The organism is Enterobacter sp. PL_is514 (assembly GCF_055816715.1).
Genome location: NZ_JBVPGN010000034.1, coordinates 427,722 through 442,903, shown reverse-complemented (window position 1 = coordinate 442,903; position 15,182 = coordinate 427,722). Strand labels below are relative to the sequence as shown.

The following is a 15,182-nucleotide window of genomic DNA, read 5'->3' as shown; positions in this document are numbered from 1 at the left end:
AAGATGCGTAAAAACACGCGTGTTAAATAGTCATCGGCACGGTGGGGATTTAGATTACGGCTAAAAACGCCGCACTGGTCACACTTTAGAGAAGATTATTAAAGAAACGCCAGCGGTGAAAAACCGCTGGCAGAAGAGTTACTTGTCGCCGAAATGAATAACGGTACGAATGGATTTTCCTTCGTGCATCAGATCGAACGCCTCGTTGATCTGCTCCAGCGTTAAACGGTGGGTGATGAACGGGTCGAGCTGGATCTTGCCGGCCATGGCATCTTCAACCATATCCGGAAGCTGGGTACGGCCCTTCACGCCGCCAAACGCCGAACCGCGCCACACGCGCCCGGTGACCAGCTGGAATGGACGGGTTTTAATCTCCTGACCCGCACCGGCCACGCCAATGATGATGCTCTCGCCCCAGCCTTTGTGGCAGCACTCCAGCGCGGAACGCATCACGTTGACGTTGCCGATACACTCGAAGCTGAAGTCAACGCCGCCGTCGGTCAGCTCTACGATGACGTCCTGAATCGGTTTTTCGTGATCTTTCGGGTTCACGAAATCGGTCGCGCCCATTTCACCCGCCAGCCTGAATTTCTCCGGGTTGGTGTCGACCGCGATGATACGACCGGCCTTCGCCTGCACCGCGCCCTGAATCACCGCCAGACCAATGCCGCCGAGACCGAACACCGCCACGGTATCGCCCTCTTTGACCTTTGCCGTGTTATGCACCGCGCCAATACCGGTGGTCACGCCGCAGCCCAGCAGGCAGACTTTATCCAGCGGCGCCTGCGGGTTTACCTTCGCCAGCGAGATCTCCGCGCAAACGGTGTATTCGCTGAAGGTGCTGGTGCCCATGTAGTGATAAACAGGCTCGCCGTTATAAGAGAAACGGGTAGTGCCGTCCGGCATCAGCCCTTTCCCCTGGGTGGCGCGCACCGCCTGGCAGAGGTTGGTTTTACCGGATTTACAGAACTTACACTCGCCGCATTCCGCCGTGTACAGCGGGATCACATGGTCCCCCGGTTTCAGGCTGGTCACGCCCTCACCCACTTCCACCACAATCCCGCCGCCTTCATGGCCGAGTACCGCCGGGAAGACACCTTCAGGATCGTCCCCCGACAGCGTAAACGCATCGGTATGGCACACGCCGGTATGGGTGATTTTGATCAGCACTTCGCCTTTCTTCGGCGGTGCCACGTCGATTTCAACGATTTTCAGCGGCTGGCCGGGACCAAATGCAACTGCAGCGCGAGATTTCATCATGTCTTCCCTTTTTGTCAGGTGTGTGGGTTTATTTTAGATAAGAGCGCAGCAAATGGCCGACTTCCGCCATGCGTACGGCTCGCTGATCCGGCGTAGTTTCCCCCGTTACCAGCTCATCTTTGAGGTGAATTTCAACCATTTCGCCCATCAGGCCATTGGCAGCTCCGCGCACGGCAGCGATTTGCTGCAGGATGGCCAGACAGGGGTCACCCGACTCCAACGCGCGTTCAAGGGCATCAACCTGGCCCCGAATGCGACGGACGCGGGTAAGAATACGTTTTTTATCTTCGGGTGAATGCGGCATACGCCCTCCTGATACTATAGGGGGGTATGGTATTTAACTTTCCTGTCGATGTAAACCTTCTGTTTTCGTTGCAACAGCAGCGTATCTACTGCATATCATCAACCAGGCAAATAAAACAACAAAAAGATATAAGGCACTGAAATATATAACTTTTTAATGACATTATTTGCCTAACCGGATTGTAGCTTCCGTTGTTTAGTGACGATTTCATATACAACAGGAGTTAACACATGGCATGGAACAAACACGCAGCAGCCATGCACGCACGCCAGAATGCGGGAACTTCATCGCAAAGACGCTGTGGAGAATTTACGCGTAAGGCAATACGTGCAGGTGGCGTGGATATTGGCAATGCACCTAACGCAAAGGACTATGGCAGTAACCTTGAACGAGCAGGTTTTCGAGTTTTAGGGCAAGGTGAAACATTACAGGAAGGCGATGTGGTTGTTATTCAGCCGTATGATGGCGGTAATCCTGCGGGTCACATGGCAATTTATGACGGCACTACCTGGTACTCTGACTTCAGACAAAGAGATATGTGGGGTGGTCCGGGATATCGCTCCGCACGCCCTGCTTACAAAATTTACAGGAAAAGCTGATGCGTTACGTTCTCTTGATGTGCCTGTTACTGACGGGATGTTCAACACAAATGGATGCGCCGGAAAAACGTACTCATGACTTTTACAAGTTTTACCTCACTGCTTTCGTTACAGACAGCAAAGAAGATAATCTCGATTCACCAAAAATGCGTGACTATATTGCGCAAGACACACTCTCCCGACTGCAGAAAATTTCCTCTCTCTATGAACAAGAAATTATCGGTTCCGACTATTTTACCTATACGCACGACTATGCGGCTGAGTGGATCCCTGACCTAAGCGTAAGCAATGCGATTAACTCTGCGTCCGGGAAAGTTGTTAACGTTCAGTTGGGTGTGGGTAATGAGCGGAAACTGCAGCTAAAAGTGTATCTGCGCATAGAAGACGGTAAATGGAAAATTTATCGCGTCACCGATGCAAGCCATCATTTCGAACAGTATATTTTTGACGACAGGGCGATTGCTGCGGCACAACGATATGCGGCCAGTATAACTTCTCCATAATTAGCAAGATCGGTCAGGATTCTGGCCGTTCGCTGAGGCAAAGTGGGTCATCAGGAGGATGCAATGAACGATGCAATCAAAACGGCTTACCGCGAGCGCTTCACGATGGTGTGCGACTATATCGCCCGCCATCTCGATGAACCGCTCACGCTGGAGAAGCTCAGCGCGTTAGCCTGCTGTTCGCCTTATCATTTTCACCGGCAGTTTCTGGCATTTAGCGGTCAGCCTCTGTATCGCTATATCCAGTGGCTACGCCTGCGTCATGCGTCCTGGCGACTGGCGTTTAACCCTCAGGATAAGGTGATTGATATTGCGCTCGATGCCGGCTTCCAGAGCTCTGAATCGTTCAGTCGCGCCTTCAGAAATGCGTTTGGAAAAAGCCCGCGTCAGTTTCGGCAACAGCCGGACTGGCTGAACTGGCACCAGCGCGTACCGAAAATGACCTTTCAGGAGCAAAAAACGATGGAAGTTAAGATTGTCGATTTCCCACAGACCCGAGTGGCAATGCTGCAGCACCGTGGCAGCCCGGATCGGGTTAATGACAGCGCGGCGACATTTATCGCCTGGCGTAAAACCACGGGTTTATCGCCAGTACACGAAAGCAGCACGTTTGGCATTGCCTGGGATGACCCGGCAACCACGCCAGCAGACGCCTTTCGCTTCGATATCTGCGGCAGTATCGCTGAAGCGATACCAGAAAATGAATTTGGGGTTTCCAATGGTGAAATCGACGGCGGACGTTACGCCGTGGGGCGTCACACGGGTTCTCTGGATACCATTTCCGCCACGGTGTGGGCGATGTTTCGCGACTGGCTGCCGGCCAGCGGCGAAACGCTGCGCGATGCCCCGGTATTTTTCCACTACCTCAACTTTATTCACGAGATGCCTGAACATGCGCTGCAAACGGATATCTACCTGCCGTTAAATTGACTATCCCTTGTTTACCACCTTATTTCCGTTTTCTCACAAGCGCTGTTATATGCCTGACACAGGAACCGCACGCATTATATAAATTATATTAGGATCTGTTACTTATGGGCCACCCGCGCCTGCCGATTGCTTGCGGCAGGCGCTACCCCGCCGCTGCGCGATCTGTGCAAAAAATCAAACACACCTTTAGATAAATACCACTTACTGTGACGTATGTTCCCAGGTAGTATTCAGAAACATGACGAATAAAGTCGCGACTTAATCGTCGCAGCACCTCTAATACAGATAAGCCAACACGCGGAGATAAAATGCTGTTCATTTTCACAATGTTTATATTTTCACTGACGCTTTCATTTTCTCCTGGCCCCGTTAATATGGTAATTATATCGTCTGGGGCCGCTCACGGTTTTAGAAAGACCCTCTCATTTGTCTCCGGTGCAACAATAGGATTTACGTTATTACTTATCTTTATTTGTTTCGGTTTTTACGCTGCAATCGAAAAACACCCTTTGTTTTTCCGGTATCTTAATATTGTCGGTTCTTTATTTATAATGTATCTGGGCTATAAGATAGCCTCATCCCGTCCCGATATATCATTAACAAAAACAGATTCTCCTGGTTTTGCTCAGGGTTTTGTCATGCAATGGATCAACCCTAAGGCATGGACCGCATGCGCCTCAGGGGCAGCGATGTTTTCCGAACCCTCAAACCCTGCGACAGCATTCGTCTTTGTAACGGTCTATTTTTTAGTCTGTTACCTGTCGCTATCCGCATGGGCATTAATGGGAGCAAAGGTGTCGGTGCTGCTCAGGAGCACACAGCAGATCCGTACGTTTAACGTGTTGATGGGCGGACTGTTGCTTATTACGGCGTGTTACATGCTCGCTTTAGCATTTTAAACCCTTTATAACGAGTGAAACTCAATCGCGTTATAAATATCGTTAATCAATTTGTAGGCAATACTGCTGGTCGACATATTAGAAGGCCATACGGCATAGACTTTCAGCGGTTCTAATGACCAGTCAGGGAGTATTTCCTGCATGTCTCCACGCTTAACGTCCTCTTCGCTTAAATAACGGGGAGGTGCTGCGAGACCAATTTGTTGCCTGGCAAGCGCATAAGCGGCTTCGACATTATCTACATACAGGCCAGGCGTATACGTTACGACCGCCACTTCCCCATTTTTATGGCGAAATTCCCGGCTATTCTGCCGCATATTGAGTCCTATCCATGGCAGTTGCGCCAGGTCATCAGGATGCGTAATCGTCGGATAATGGCTGAGCAAATCACGGGAAGCAACGACCTGGCGCGGCAGCACAAAAAGATGGCGCGCTTTCAGTGAACTGTCCGGCAGTTCGCCGATTCTAAATGCAACATCAATGCCGTCGGCAATAATATCTCTGCGCGTATCACTGTAAGAGATATTCAGTAAAATGCCAGGATGTCGCTTTATAAAATCGGCCAGATGCCGGGTAAACGCACTCTTCAAAAAAACGGCAGGAAGTGAAACAGTAAGCTTATTCGCCGTTGATATCGAACGCTGCTTGAATTCAATGACCCCCTGCTCATACAGCGCCAGCATCGATTTAGCCGTTTCCAGCAAATTTGCGCCATCGTGAGTCAGAGAAAGTTTGCGGGTGTTTCTGTAGAGCAGCGCGCAGCCAAGATTTTTTTCCAGCTTTGATAAATGCGTGCTTGCCGTTGCGGTTGTAAGCCCTAACGCTTCTGCCCCACCTGAAATGGATCCAGCTTCAGCAATCTTTGCAAACACTATCAGATAACGGATGTCATCAATCATTTATCGTCCTGTTGCGACGGAGTTCCTGCGAACTCCTCATTCAATCATAGAGTTACGATATCGTACTTTCCTCCACGGCCGCATCTCTTTTTGTAGTGAGAGCTTTAGCGCCCTACCAATTTTAGTGTAAAACAATAAATGTTTATTGTTAAACGATAAACTCCAGGCTAGCCTGCACGCACTTCAACTTACTTTTTGCCTGGAGAGGCATCGAATGAAAAGAAGTCTGCTGTATGGCGTTTTGCTCGCGGGGATCGTGCTTTGCGCCCCCTTACACGGTGCGGAGCTGTCCGGTTACGCGGGTCTGGGCGTCGCGGTCAGTCCCGTTTATTCGGGATCGCGGCATTACGCACCCGGACCGCTACTGAAGGGCGGCCTGAGTCTGAAGAGTAAAGACTGGGGGCAATGGGATCTCTCCACGGAGGGGCTGGCATGGACATATCACCCCGACGCCCCGTTTGCCGTGAGCCTGCTGCTGGCCTCTGATGAGGGGCGAAAAGAGACGGTTAACTATCCCTTCTCCGCTCGAAAAAACCGTGATCTCCAGGGAATGGGTGATATGGCCGACATGCTAATGGCGGGCGCGGAAATGCGTTATCAACGCGAGGACTGGATGATATGGCTGCGCGCGTTAAGTGCAACGCAAAAACACCGGTACGGTGGCGAGACGCAGCAGCTGGCGAGGACCGTGAACAGCGGCGTAAAGTCCACCCTCTGGCGCGGGCAGGACGTCGAATTTTCGGTCGCAGGTGACATCACCTGGGCGAACAGCGGCTATCAGCAGCGCCATTATGGCGTCACCGCGAGCCAGTCTCAGCGCACCGGGTTTGAGGCGTATTCCCCATCTTCGGGTTTACAGGAAGCTGGAGTCAATAGCGAACTGGTCTGGCACATCAGTGAAAATCTGGCGGCTGGGGTGACCGGTCGCGCAGCCTGCCTGCTTGATAAAGCGGGTAAAAGCCCGCTGGTTAACAGCCGCATGCAGTACACCCTGTCATCAATGATCCAGTACGAGTTCTGAGGCGCAGACCATGAATAAACAGTATGTATACAACCGCAGGCGAGTGTTAGCCGCAGGGGTGGTTTTTGTGTCGCTGATTGCCGCAGGCATCTACCTGCAGCCGGGCGTCAGCACGCCGTCCCCGCGCCAGACGGGTGATGCAACCATCGTCTCGTTCCTGACGCCACTCCTCAGCGGGGCGCGTGGCAGCGTTGCCGTCGCACTTATCACGCCAAAAGGCGTGCAGTACGCCCTGTGGGACAGCGATTTTACAAAACAGTATGAAATCGCCAGCCTGACCAAAACCATGACCAGCAGCCTGTTGATTGAGGCGCAGCGACGCGGCGAGGCGACTCCGCAAACCCGCGTCGGTGAACTTATTCCGGAGATCGCAGGCCCGGCGAGCGATATTACCCTGGCGCAGCTGGCTTCGCATCGCTCCGGCCTGCCGCCGCTGGCGACGTCGTTACCCGAGAAAGTTCAGGTTATTAAGTCCATCATCCTGCGAGACAATTTCTGGGACTTCGATGAGGAGACATTAATAGACATGGTGAATAAAGCCAGCGTCGAACGCCCGACCGGATTTGACTATTCCAACACCGGCTATGCGCTGCTGGGACTGGCGCTGGCGCGTGCGTCGCATCAATCTTTTGCTGACCTCCTGCAAACGCGCGTATTCGCTCAGGCGCACATGACAGGTTCTGTCGTCGCCAGTGATACAACGCCCGCCTCTTCCACGTTCAGCCGGGGTCGATCCGCTTCCGGCCTGAGCGAAGCGCCGTGGAAAATGCACGCATTTACCCCCGCCGGAGGCGTGCGTTCAACCATTGTCGACATGGCCCATTACGCTCAGTCGCTGCTGGCAGGACCGCTCGCATGGCGCGACGCAATGACGCCGCAGTTTGCAACTGACGATCCCGATTCACGCGTGGGCTATGGCTGGTTCACCACACGCATTCAGGGGCGCGATATCACCTGGCATGATGGTGAATCGTCGGGGTTCGCTTCCGCTATCGCCTTCGACCGACAGCGTAAAAGCGCCGTGGTGATCCTCTCCGACACCGCGTGGCCGGTGGTTGTCCCGGCCATGCGGCTGCTATTAACCCCGCCATCTCATACAGCAGAGGCGCATCATGAACTGGATTGATATTCTCTGGGCGATACTGACCTTCGTCTCGGCCCTGCTGTTTGGGTGCGGAACGTGGGCCGCGCAGTATAAACTTCGGCTGATGAACACAATGCTGACCGTTGGGCTCATTCTTTATTGCATGGAAATGATGCAGACCATCACCCATCTGAGCAGTTCAGGCTACCTGTTCAGAATGCTCACCTGGGTGATTCAGGCGTCTTATCTCGCCTTTTGCGTCTATCATGTGTGGCCAAAACCCTGGATGAAACGCGCCGCTAACTGGCTGAACGGCGGTAAGATTGCCATCGCGCTAATGCTTATGTCATGCTTGTGCGTGCTGGTCTTAAAATAATATGAAACACTCAGGAAGGTTCGATGTGAATGGTGCGAGGGGTAAACTCAGTCTGGTGTTCATCGCAGGGGTGCTGCCGCTATTTCTCATCCTGGCATTCATCACCCCTTTATGGATTTATTTCACCGGCGAGTCGTTTTTTATTTCCACTCTGCTAAAGCTCGCCGAGGTTCAGAAAGACGATCTGGCTGTTGCAACGGTTTCGTCGCTGCGCCAGATACTCCTGCTGGCGATCCTTTATCTTCCGGCGGGGCTGTTTGCCTTTGCTGTCTGGCAGGGAATGAGCGTCACCCGGCAGGTTCGTCAAAAACAGATCCTCTCCCGGGCTCTGGCAAACTGCGTTCGCAAGATTGCCATCGCGATGTTAAGCCTTGGGATCGCACTGCCGGTCTGTCGCTTTTTGATCCCGCTGACGATCGCGTGGCCGGGACATTACTACCAGGTCACCCTTTTGCTTGGGGATTTTGTTCTGTTATTAACAGGCGGTTTGCTGCTGGTAACCTTTCACTCCCTGGTCGAAGGGATCAAAGCGGAAGAAGAAAATAAGGAGTTCATCTAATTATGGCTGTCGTGGTTCACCTGGACAAAATGCTGGTAGAGAAGAAAATGACGTCCAGAGCACTGGCAGCCTTTGTGGGGATCACTGAGCAAAACCTGTCGCTGCTCAAGTCCGGCAAGGTGAAAGGGATACGTTTTGATACGCTGGCGAAAATATGCGAGGCACTGCAGTGTCAACCGGGCGATATCCTCTCCTGGGAGCCGGACAGCCCGGAATGACGCGCCAACCCCTCGCTCTCTGTGCGAGCACCCCGCACAGAGATATATCCGAAAACCACCCTGTCAGGTGCTGAAATTAACCTTTCGTCTCTCACATCCGCAAAGAACGGCTATCCTTTAATTATCAACAAAAGGAGGCAAAAATGTCTGATATCGGTACTGATAAAAACACCCAGTTTGCTGAAGACAAAGCAAAAAATAAACTTGATGAACTTGCAGGTTCGGCGCAGCAGCAGTTTGGTGAGTTCGTTGATTCACCAAAGCATCAGGTAAAAGGTGCGGCAAAAAAATATGCCGCGCAGGCCAGCGATGCTGTTTCCGATGTTACTGAAGCGGTCAGAAATAACCCCCTCACCGGGCTCGTGGCAGCGGGTGCGGTCGGTATTGTTCTCGGCCTGTTGCTGGGTCGGAAATAATAAAAGGCCCTTCGGGGCTTTATTTTTTCTTAACTGAACAACCTGACCATGCGGTCTAACTCTTCCTCTTTTACAGCACGCGATAAATAATAACCCTGAAAGTTTTTGACGCCGAGCGCGACTAATTTCTCGAATTTCTCTTCACTATCAACCCCCTCTGCAATGCAGTCTGCCCCGGTCATGTCGCTATAAATCTGTATCGCTTTAATCAAGTTATAGTCATTGTCGTTTGCCACAAAATGCTCGACGATGTCCCGATCCAGTTTGAGTCCGTCAAAATGCACCTGGCGCACCGGGAACATGGTTTGGTGGTTAGAGAAACAGTCATCCAGAAACAATCGACACCCCGTATTGCGTAAATGCCGCATGGTTTCAGGGATCCTTTTGTCCTTCGTCACGTCAATATCTTCTGCAAATTCAAAGACCAGCTTTTCGGCCCACTGCGGTTTGAGCAGCATGCCGATGGCTTTTCTCGCCATATCTGGCAAGGCATTGCCGGAAGCCAGACGAGGCGGGATATTCACTGAAAAATAGTATTTCCCGTTATACTTATTAATTCCTGATACGGCGGCATGGATGACTAGCGCCGTTATTTTTAGCCATATTTCATAACTGGAAATATCCGTAAGAAAACTGGTTGTTTTGACAATCTTACCATTCTTATTCCAGCGAATGAGTATCTCAAACCCTACACCTTTTTTATCACGATCGGTAATGATCTGATAGGCAGGAAATATCTCTTTGTTATGCAACGCATTGAAGATTTCTGCTTCCTTATCCGTAAATTCCTTTTTTTGACTTCGCCGTTTAATACTTCCTTCTGCTTTTAAATTGTGCGGATCGTGTAGCCATTGCTTAATTAACCTTAATTTCAGCACACCTTCCTTGCGGTGGGTGTAAACCGTTTTATTAGAGAGCCCCATTCTATCGCACATTTCTTTTACGGACATGCCGCGGTAGAAATTTAACAATACATCAATCTCTCTTTTTGTAAGCCATTTAATATTTTCATGCGGAGAAATATCCGTACTGCGTTCGCGTAATAAACGTGAGCGGTCCTTAAACCCGTTATGGTGGGTGTGAAAACAGGTTATTACATCTGAAACATGGGCTATACGAATTAATGACAATTGATAGCGGTTATTTAAAAGACTGCTAAGGGTGCGATACAACCAGCCATCCGGTATGTCACCATACAGGGTGACGCGTCGAATAACGGGGAGTGCATTGAGCACGGATGCCAGTCGCTTCAGGCTCTCCAGAAGATCGACAATACCTTTGCCGAGAAAAGCTACAATATGAGCATTCTGATTTATAAGAATATTTTGCAATTCCTGTTGGGAGACCTCATCCCCCTCAAAGTGAATATGCGTGGCCTGTACTCCGTACCTGCTAAGGATCTCACGATATCCCTGGAATGTGAACGCGCAGGCTGAAACGACAAATTTTTGTTCATCGCACGCCCCATTTCTGAGAGAAACTTTGTGGATCATAACCAGCTCCTGGGCACCAAAAGCGCCGTTTCCATTTGTGAATAAATTAAATTTATTGCACACGTTGAGAACAGTAATTTTATCCTGGAGCCTCAGGGTAAGATACAGTTATCAGCCTGATTCACTGGAACATCTTTGCGTTAATCACCAGTTCGCAAATATACTTTTCTTTGCAAATAACAACGGCAAATATCTCATTCTCAGGGTATAATGAGAATTCCGAAAAAGAAGACTGAACACTTCATCTATCGGCTCATTAAAATACGAGAAAAATGCTATGGATAATCACATCTCATCCAGGGCCTTGCTACATCGAAGGGATGTTATAAAGAACAATCCACGATTCGGTGAGGCAATATTAGAGCACTACACAATTAATGACACCATCTATAAAAAACAACCTCTTTTCTACAAGACAATGCTGCAGGAATCACGATTTAACATTATCCTCTCTATGTGTTGTTTTATTTTTGGAAATCAGGCGGAGTCAGTTTCAGAGATTAAAGATTTATGTTCTCGCTATAAGATTGCCAGTCCCAACAGCGTTATTGCGATCATTACGATACTGAGAACCACCGGGCGTATCAAGACCTGGCGCTGCACGGAAGACCGACGCAAAACGAGAATCGCGCCAACTGAAAAAGGCCTGAATGAACTTAAGCGCTATATGTCCGGCGCTTTTTTGCCCGTCAGTATTCTTTACCCGACATTCAATATTAACGTAAACCTGCTGGACAATGATATTTTGAGAAATAACTTCTTCCGCCGCGCGGCAGAATATCTTTTTCGGGGATTAACGTTCAGGAAGGTGTTGCCTGAAGTGGGATTATTTATCGATAAAGATGGCGGACGTATGATTATGCTTTATCTTTACCTGCAGGCTATGAAAAATAAATCTGCCCATGGTGCCATCATCGACTATTCAGCCAGCGCGCTCGCAAAAGAATTTTTCGTTTCGCGTATCCACGTCAACCGGATTATCAAATCGGCTCAGGAGGCAGGCTACCTGAAAGATCGGGGCGATGGTCGGCTATCGATATACCCGGCGTTTATCGAACTCGTCGAAAATTATGCCGGGTTATATTTTGCCTATGTTACGCATTACATCAACGTAGTACCCAAAGAGCGACGCCACGCTCACAACGTGACGTCAACCGTATAATCCTCCAGGCGTTCGGTCTCCCGAACGCCCTTCACCTATCGTTCCCGCAGCGCCTCTTTTGCCTTGTTCAGCGGTTTCAACAGATAATCCAGAATGGTTTTGCTGCCGGTTTTAATATCAACGGTAGCAATCATGCCCGGAAAGACCGGAAATTCCTGCCCTTGCTTATTGGTCAGATGGTTACTGTCGGTACGAATATAGACGCGATAATAGTAGACATCTCTTTTCACCTCATCCTGCAGAGTGTCCGGGGAAATCATGGTCACTTCCCCTTCCAGCCCACCGTAAATGGAGTAGTCATAGGCCGTCACTTTCACCAGCGCCTTCTGACCGGGATGGATAAACGCCACATCGCGCGGCGATATTTTCGCTTCGACCACCATCTGATCGTCAAGCGGGACCAGGCTCATCAGCTTGCCGTTCGGCGGGATAACGCCTCCCACGGTCGTGACGTCAATGTCCTTCACGATCCCACGAACCGGCGCATTGAAGGTCAGCCGGGTCAGGGAGTCCTCACGCCCTTTCATCACCGAACGCTGGGCTTCAATCTCCGCGTTGGCTTTCGCCAGCTCTTCACGGGCGCGAACGTAATACTGGTTTTTCATCTCGGTGATTTTATTCTCAAGCTCATTCTTTTGACGCTCAAGACGCAGCACCTCAACCTTGCTGGCCGCCCCCTGGGTCACCAGCGGCCGGGTTAACGACAGCTCGCGCTGCACCAGCTCGGCACCCTGACGCAACCCGGCCAGCCCTTTTTCGAGGCTTTCACGACGGGACTGGTAGAGTGCCGTTTCCTGTTTGACCAGTTCAACGTCGTCATCCAGCTCACCCGGAAACGCCAGTTCCGTGTCGTTCACCTCGGCCTTCAGGCGCGCAGCCGTGGCCATCGCCGCATTCAGACGAGACTCACTCTCCAGCACGCTCGACTCGGTTTTTGTCCGGTCTAGCTGCGCAAGCTGCTGACCGCGTTCCACAATGTCGCCTTCGCGCACCATCAGGCTGTGGATAATGCCGCCTTCCAGGGACTGGATGACCTGCTCATGCGAAGACGGTATCACCTTGCCGCTGCCGGTCGTCACCTCATCAAGATGGAACAGGCTCGCCCAGGCGATAAACGCCGCCAGCAGGGCGAACAGCGACCATGCCACCAGGGTTGAGCGCGGCAGGCGTGGCTCCTTCAGTCGGCTATTGAAACGGGAGAAATCATTCATGCCGCGCCCTCCTCGGCAACCGCCGCCGGCTTCATGGTCACGGTGCGCTGCGCTGTCTTTTGCGGCGCCATTCCGTGCTGGTGCAGGATGGCGTCGCGCGGACCGTCCATCACCACCTTGCCGTTTTCCAGCACGATGATGCGGTCGACCAGGTCCAGGATCGGCAGACGATGCGTCGCCACCACCAGCGTCCGGCGTTTACCCAGCCATGTGTGAAGATGCTGAATAAACTGCTTCTCGCTCATTTCGTCCAGCCAGGCCGTTGGCTCGTCCAGCAGCAGGATAGTCGGCGAGGTGATCAGGGCACGCGCCAGCAGCAGCGCCTGACGCTGTCCGCCGGAGAGGCCAGCCCCGCCCTCGTTGATGATATAGTTCAGCCCCATTTTCTGTTTGCGCACAAACTCCAGCGCGCCGCTGTTAACCAGCGCCTGATGAATTTCGTCATCGGTCGCCAGCGGGTTCCCCATCAGGATGTTGTCCCGCACGGAGCCAAAGAACAGACGGGCCTGCTGGCTCAGCAGCTGCATGTCGCGACGCACGTCGGCCGGGTCGAGGTGATTGAGGGCAATATCATCCAGCAGAATGCTGCCCTGCTGCGGCTCCTGCATGCCCGCCAGAAGCTGTAACAGCGTGCTTTTGCCCGAGCCATTACGTCCGAGCACCGCCACGCGCTCTCCGGCGCGGATCTGCAGCTTGCTGATGTTAAGCACGGTGAGTTTCTCTTCCTCGTCGTAATAAAATCCGACGTCCTCAAGCGCGTAGTCGCCGCGCAGGTGGGCTTTGTGCACCTTCTTGCCGTGCTGCGGATCGTCAATCGGCCGCTGCATCAGATCGTCCAGCCCCTTGCGGGCCACTTTTGCCGACTGCCAGCGCGAGAGCACGCCTGAGATCTGCGACAGCGGCGCAATGGTCCGTGACGCCAGAATCGAGGTCCCCACCAGCGCACCGGTGGTCATGTCACCGCTGATGACCAGGTAACAGCCCACCAGCAGTACCACCGCATAGACGATAGACTGCACCTCCTGGGTCCAGGTGAGCAGCAGGCCCGTCAGCCAGCGCTGCTTCATGCCGACGCTGGCGGCGACGTCGTTGGTGTTATTCCACTGGTTCTGGAAACGCTGCTCGGCGCGCATCAGCTTGATGTCTTCAATGCCCTGCACCGCTTCCACCAGCGTGGCGTTACGGATGGCGGATTCACGCATCCCTTCGCTGGAGAGTTTCCCCAGCGGGCGCTGCACCAGCAGGCCCGGAATAAGCAGCAGCGGAACCGCGAGCAGAACCACCAGCACCAGCGGGCCGCCAATCATCCACAGAATAAAGACGAACAGCAGGAAGAACGGCAGATCGGAGATAGCCGCAATGGTGGTGGAGGTGATGAGCTCCCGCACCGACTCCAGCTCGCGGATCTGCGCGATAAACGATCCGGTTGATTTGGATCGCGCGCCGTTTTTAATCCGCAGCGCATGGGCAAACACGCGTTCAGAGATACGCAGGTCGGCGCGTTTGCCCACCACGTCAGAAATATGCACGCGCAGCATGCGCATGATGAATTCGAACACGATGGCAATCATCACGCCGCCAAACAGCACCCACAGCGTGGCTTCCGACTGCGACGGCACCACTCTGTCGTACACCTGCATGGAGAAGACCATGCCGGAAAGCGCCAGCACGTTGGCTACCAGCGCCACCAGCATAATGTCGCTGTAGCGTCGCCAGTCCTTCAGCGCCAGCTGCCAGAACCAGTTTTTCTCATACGGTTTAATGTAGTCATCCACGCGGGCATCCGGCGTGGACTCGAGCGGGCGCAACACCATCAGCCCCTTTAGCCGCGCCCCGAGCTCGTCACGCGTCAGCGTCGTCTCCAGCCCCGCGTCGCCGCTAAACTGCAGGCTGACGTTGCCTTCGCTGTCCATGCGATTAATGACCGCGATTTGTCCGCCGGTGAATTCCGCCAGCAGCGGCAGGCGCCACGGATCGAGGGATACCGCTTCAGCCGCCACCATACGCATCCCCAGCCCAAGCTGGCGCGCCATCTCCTCCAGCACCAGCTGGCGCGGAGACTGGCTTTCATGGTTAATCGTGACCCGAACATGCTCCGCTGAGAAATCCAGCCGATAATGTTTCGCGATGATAAGCATGCCCTGCAGCCAGGGTTCGTACTGTGGATGTGTCTTCATAATCTCCGGGTTAACGCAATTCGTGTAAAAGAAACGCCAAAAGGCCGCGAGGATCGCTCCCCGCGGCGCTG

General features: G+C 52.5%; 17 protein-coding genes. 11 read left to right on the top strand and 6 right to left on the bottom strand.

From position 1 onward, the window contains the following. Positions 1-138 precede the first annotated feature (138 nt). Together AC0TNG_RS17705 and AC0TNG_RS17700 are read right to left on the bottom strand one after the other, a co-directional pair. Positions 139-1,257 carry an S-(hydroxymethyl)glutathione dehydrogenase/class III alcohol dehydrogenase gene (locus AC0TNG_RS17705; protein ID WP_473712940.1) on the bottom strand — a complete coding sequence of 373 codons (1,119 nt, stop codon included), beginning with the start codon at positions 1,255-1,257 and terminating at the stop codon, positions 139-141. A 31-nt stretch (positions 1,258-1,288) separates the two neighbouring features. Beyond that, positions 1,289-1,564, bottom strand: a complete 276-nt coding sequence (locus AC0TNG_RS17700; protein ID WP_003857256.1) for a metal/formaldehyde-sensitive transcriptional repressor — start codon at positions 1,562-1,564, stop codon at positions 1,289-1,291. Positions 1,565-1,794: 230 nt separating this feature from the next. On the opposite strand from AC0TNG_RS17700, the gene AC0TNG_RS17695 reads away from it, so the two are divergent. From AC0TNG_RS17695 to AC0TNG_RS17680, 4 genes are all read left to right on the top strand, one after another. Next, complete coding sequence (locus AC0TNG_RS17695) at positions 1,795-2,163, top strand: hypothetical protein (protein WP_473712859.1); 369 nt, start codon at positions 1,795-1,797, stop codon at positions 2,161-2,163. Beyond that, positions 2,163-2,666, top strand: a complete 504-nt coding sequence (locus tag AC0TNG_RS17690) for a YqhG/Tai3 family protein (RefSeq protein WP_473712858.1) — start codon at positions 2,163-2,165, stop codon at positions 2,664-2,666. Before AC0TNG_RS17695 ends, AC0TNG_RS17690 begins: the two co-directional genes overlap by 1 nt. A 63-nt stretch (positions 2,667-2,729) precedes the next feature. Next, positions 2,730-3,596, top strand: a complete 867-nt coding sequence (locus AC0TNG_RS17685) for an AraC family transcriptional regulator (protein ID WP_473712856.1) — start codon at positions 2,730-2,732, stop codon at positions 3,594-3,596. A gap of 308 nt (positions 3,597-3,904) precedes the next feature. After that, positions 3,905-4,495: a LysE family translocator gene (locus tag AC0TNG_RS17680; RefSeq protein WP_473712855.1), complete on the top strand. Its 591-nt coding sequence runs from the start codon at positions 3,905-3,907 to the stop codon at positions 4,493-4,495. Between the two features lie 5 nt (positions 4,496-4,500). Here the strand turns inward: AC0TNG_RS17680 and AC0TNG_RS17675 are convergent, their stop codons facing one another. Further along, positions 4,501-5,394, bottom strand: a complete 894-nt coding sequence (locus AC0TNG_RS17675) for a LysR family transcriptional regulator (RefSeq protein ID WP_473712854.1) — start codon at positions 5,392-5,394, stop codon at positions 4,501-4,503. A gap of 214 nt (positions 5,395-5,608) precedes the next feature. Between AC0TNG_RS17675 and AC0TNG_RS17670 the strand changes: the two genes are divergently transcribed. From AC0TNG_RS17670 to AC0TNG_RS17645, 6 genes are all read left to right on the top strand, one after another. Next, complete coding sequence (locus AC0TNG_RS17670; protein WP_473712852.1) at positions 5,609-6,415, top strand: MipA/OmpV family protein; 807 nt, start codon at positions 5,609-5,611, stop codon at positions 6,413-6,415. A gap of 10 nt (positions 6,416-6,425) precedes the next feature. Then, positions 6,426-7,541, top strand: a complete 1,116-nt coding sequence (locus tag AC0TNG_RS17665; RefSeq protein WP_473712851.1) for a serine hydrolase domain-containing protein — start codon at positions 6,426-6,428, stop codon at positions 7,539-7,541. Beyond that, positions 7,528-7,875 carry a hypothetical protein gene (locus AC0TNG_RS17660; protein ID WP_090417036.1) on the top strand — a complete coding sequence of 116 codons (348 nt, stop codon included), beginning with the start codon at positions 7,528-7,530 and terminating at the stop codon, positions 7,873-7,875. Before AC0TNG_RS17665 ends, AC0TNG_RS17660 begins: the two co-directional genes overlap by 14 nt. Position 7,876: 1 nt before the next feature. Further along, on the top strand, positions 7,877-8,434 hold the full coding sequence (locus AC0TNG_RS17655; RefSeq protein ID WP_248164470.1) for a DUF2975 domain-containing protein: 558 nt from the start codon (positions 7,877-7,879) through the stop codon (positions 8,432-8,434). A gap of 2 nt (positions 8,435-8,436) precedes the next feature. After that, positions 8,437-8,652, top strand: a complete 216-nt coding sequence (locus AC0TNG_RS17650) for a helix-turn-helix domain-containing protein (RefSeq protein ID WP_024908393.1) — start codon at positions 8,437-8,439, stop codon at positions 8,650-8,652. 143 nt (positions 8,653-8,795) lie between these two features. Beyond that, positions 8,796-9,068: an ElaB/YgaM/YqjD family protein gene (locus AC0TNG_RS17645; protein WP_024908392.1), complete on the top strand. Its 273-nt coding sequence runs from the start codon at positions 8,796-8,798 to the stop codon at positions 9,066-9,068. A gap of 29 nt (positions 9,069-9,097) precedes the next feature. Here AC0TNG_RS17645 and AC0TNG_RS17640 read toward each other — a convergent pair whose 3' ends face one another. Further along, entirely contained in the window at positions 9,098-10,561 is a 1,464-nt protein-coding gene (locus AC0TNG_RS17640) for an EAL domain-containing protein (RefSeq protein WP_473712850.1), read from the bottom strand. A 277-nt stretch (positions 10,562-10,838) separates the two neighbouring features. Here AC0TNG_RS17640 and AC0TNG_RS17635 point away from each other — a divergent pair, with 277 nt between their 5' ends. Further along, positions 10,839-11,723, top strand: coding sequence for a MarR family transcriptional regulator (locus tag AC0TNG_RS17635; protein WP_248164466.1), 885 nt, complete (start codon positions 10,839-10,841; stop codon positions 11,721-11,723). A 35-nt stretch (positions 11,724-11,758) separates the two neighbouring features. Here the strand turns inward: AC0TNG_RS17635 and AC0TNG_RS17630 are convergent, their stop codons facing one another. Together AC0TNG_RS17630 and AC0TNG_RS17625 are read right to left on the bottom strand one after the other, a co-directional pair. Beyond that, the gene (locus AC0TNG_RS17630; RefSeq protein WP_024908389.1) at positions 11,759-12,934 is read right to left on the bottom strand and encodes an HlyD family type I secretion periplasmic adaptor subunit; all 1,176 of its coding nucleotides are present in this window, start codon (positions 12,932-12,934) and stop codon (positions 11,759-11,761) included. Continuing rightward, complete coding sequence (locus AC0TNG_RS17625) at positions 12,931-15,111, bottom strand: type I secretion system permease/ATPase (RefSeq protein ID WP_248164459.1); 2,181 nt, start codon at positions 15,109-15,111, stop codon at positions 12,931-12,933. Before AC0TNG_RS17625 ends, AC0TNG_RS17630 begins: the two co-directional genes overlap by 4 nt. Positions 15,112-15,182: the final 71 nt, after the last annotated feature.

Excerpts from the sequence above, each read along its gene's own strand:
- AC0TNG_RS17705 (WP_473712940.1), bottom strand. The coding sequence starts at position 1,257 with ATGAAATCTCGCGCTGCAGTTGCATTTGGTCCCGGCCAGCCGCTGAAA.
- AC0TNG_RS17700 (WP_003857256.1), bottom strand. The coding sequence starts at position 1,564 with ATGCCGCATTCACCCGAAGATAAAAAACGTATTCTTACCCGCGTCCGT.
- AC0TNG_RS17695 (WP_473712859.1), top strand. The coding sequence starts at position 1,795 with ATGGCATGGAACAAACACGCAGCAGCCATGCACGCACGCCAGAATGCG.
- AC0TNG_RS17690 (WP_473712858.1), top strand. The coding sequence starts at position 2,163 with ATGCGTTACGTTCTCTTGATGTGCCTGTTACTGACGGGATGTTCAACA.
- AC0TNG_RS17685 (WP_473712856.1), top strand. The coding sequence starts at position 2,730 with ATGAACGATGCAATCAAAACGGCTTACCGCGAGCGCTTCACGATGGTG.
- AC0TNG_RS17680 (WP_473712855.1), top strand. The coding sequence starts at position 3,905 with ATGCTGTTCATTTTCACAATGTTTATATTTTCACTGACGCTTTCATTT.
- AC0TNG_RS17675 (WP_473712854.1), bottom strand. The coding sequence starts at position 5,394 with ATGATTGATGACATCCGTTATCTGATAGTGTTTGCAAAGATTGCTGAA.
- AC0TNG_RS17670 (WP_473712852.1), top strand. The coding sequence starts at position 5,609 with ATGAAAAGAAGTCTGCTGTATGGCGTTTTGCTCGCGGGGATCGTGCTT.
- AC0TNG_RS17665 (WP_473712851.1), top strand. The coding sequence starts at position 6,426 with ATGAATAAACAGTATGTATACAACCGCAGGCGAGTGTTAGCCGCAGGG.
- AC0TNG_RS17660 (WP_090417036.1), top strand. The coding sequence starts at position 7,528 with ATGAACTGGATTGATATTCTCTGGGCGATACTGACCTTCGTCTCGGCC.
- AC0TNG_RS17655 (WP_248164470.1), top strand. The coding sequence starts at position 7,877 with ATGAAACACTCAGGAAGGTTCGATGTGAATGGTGCGAGGGGTAAACTC.
- AC0TNG_RS17650 (WP_024908393.1), top strand. The coding sequence starts at position 8,437 with ATGGCTGTCGTGGTTCACCTGGACAAAATGCTGGTAGAGAAGAAAATG.
- AC0TNG_RS17645 (WP_024908392.1), top strand. The coding sequence starts at position 8,796 with ATGTCTGATATCGGTACTGATAAAAACACCCAGTTTGCTGAAGACAAA.
- AC0TNG_RS17640 (WP_473712850.1), bottom strand. The coding sequence starts at position 10,561 with ATGATCCACAAAGTTTCTCTCAGAAATGGGGCGTGCGATGAACAAAAA.
- AC0TNG_RS17635 (WP_248164466.1), top strand. The coding sequence starts at position 10,839 with ATGGATAATCACATCTCATCCAGGGCCTTGCTACATCGAAGGGATGTT.
- AC0TNG_RS17630 (WP_024908389.1), bottom strand. The coding sequence starts at position 12,934 with ATGAATGATTTCTCCCGTTTCAATAGCCGACTGAAGGAGCCACGCCTG.
- AC0TNG_RS17625 (WP_248164459.1), bottom strand. The coding sequence starts at position 15,111 with ATGAAGACACATCCACAGTACGAACCCTGGCTGCAGGGCATGCTTATC.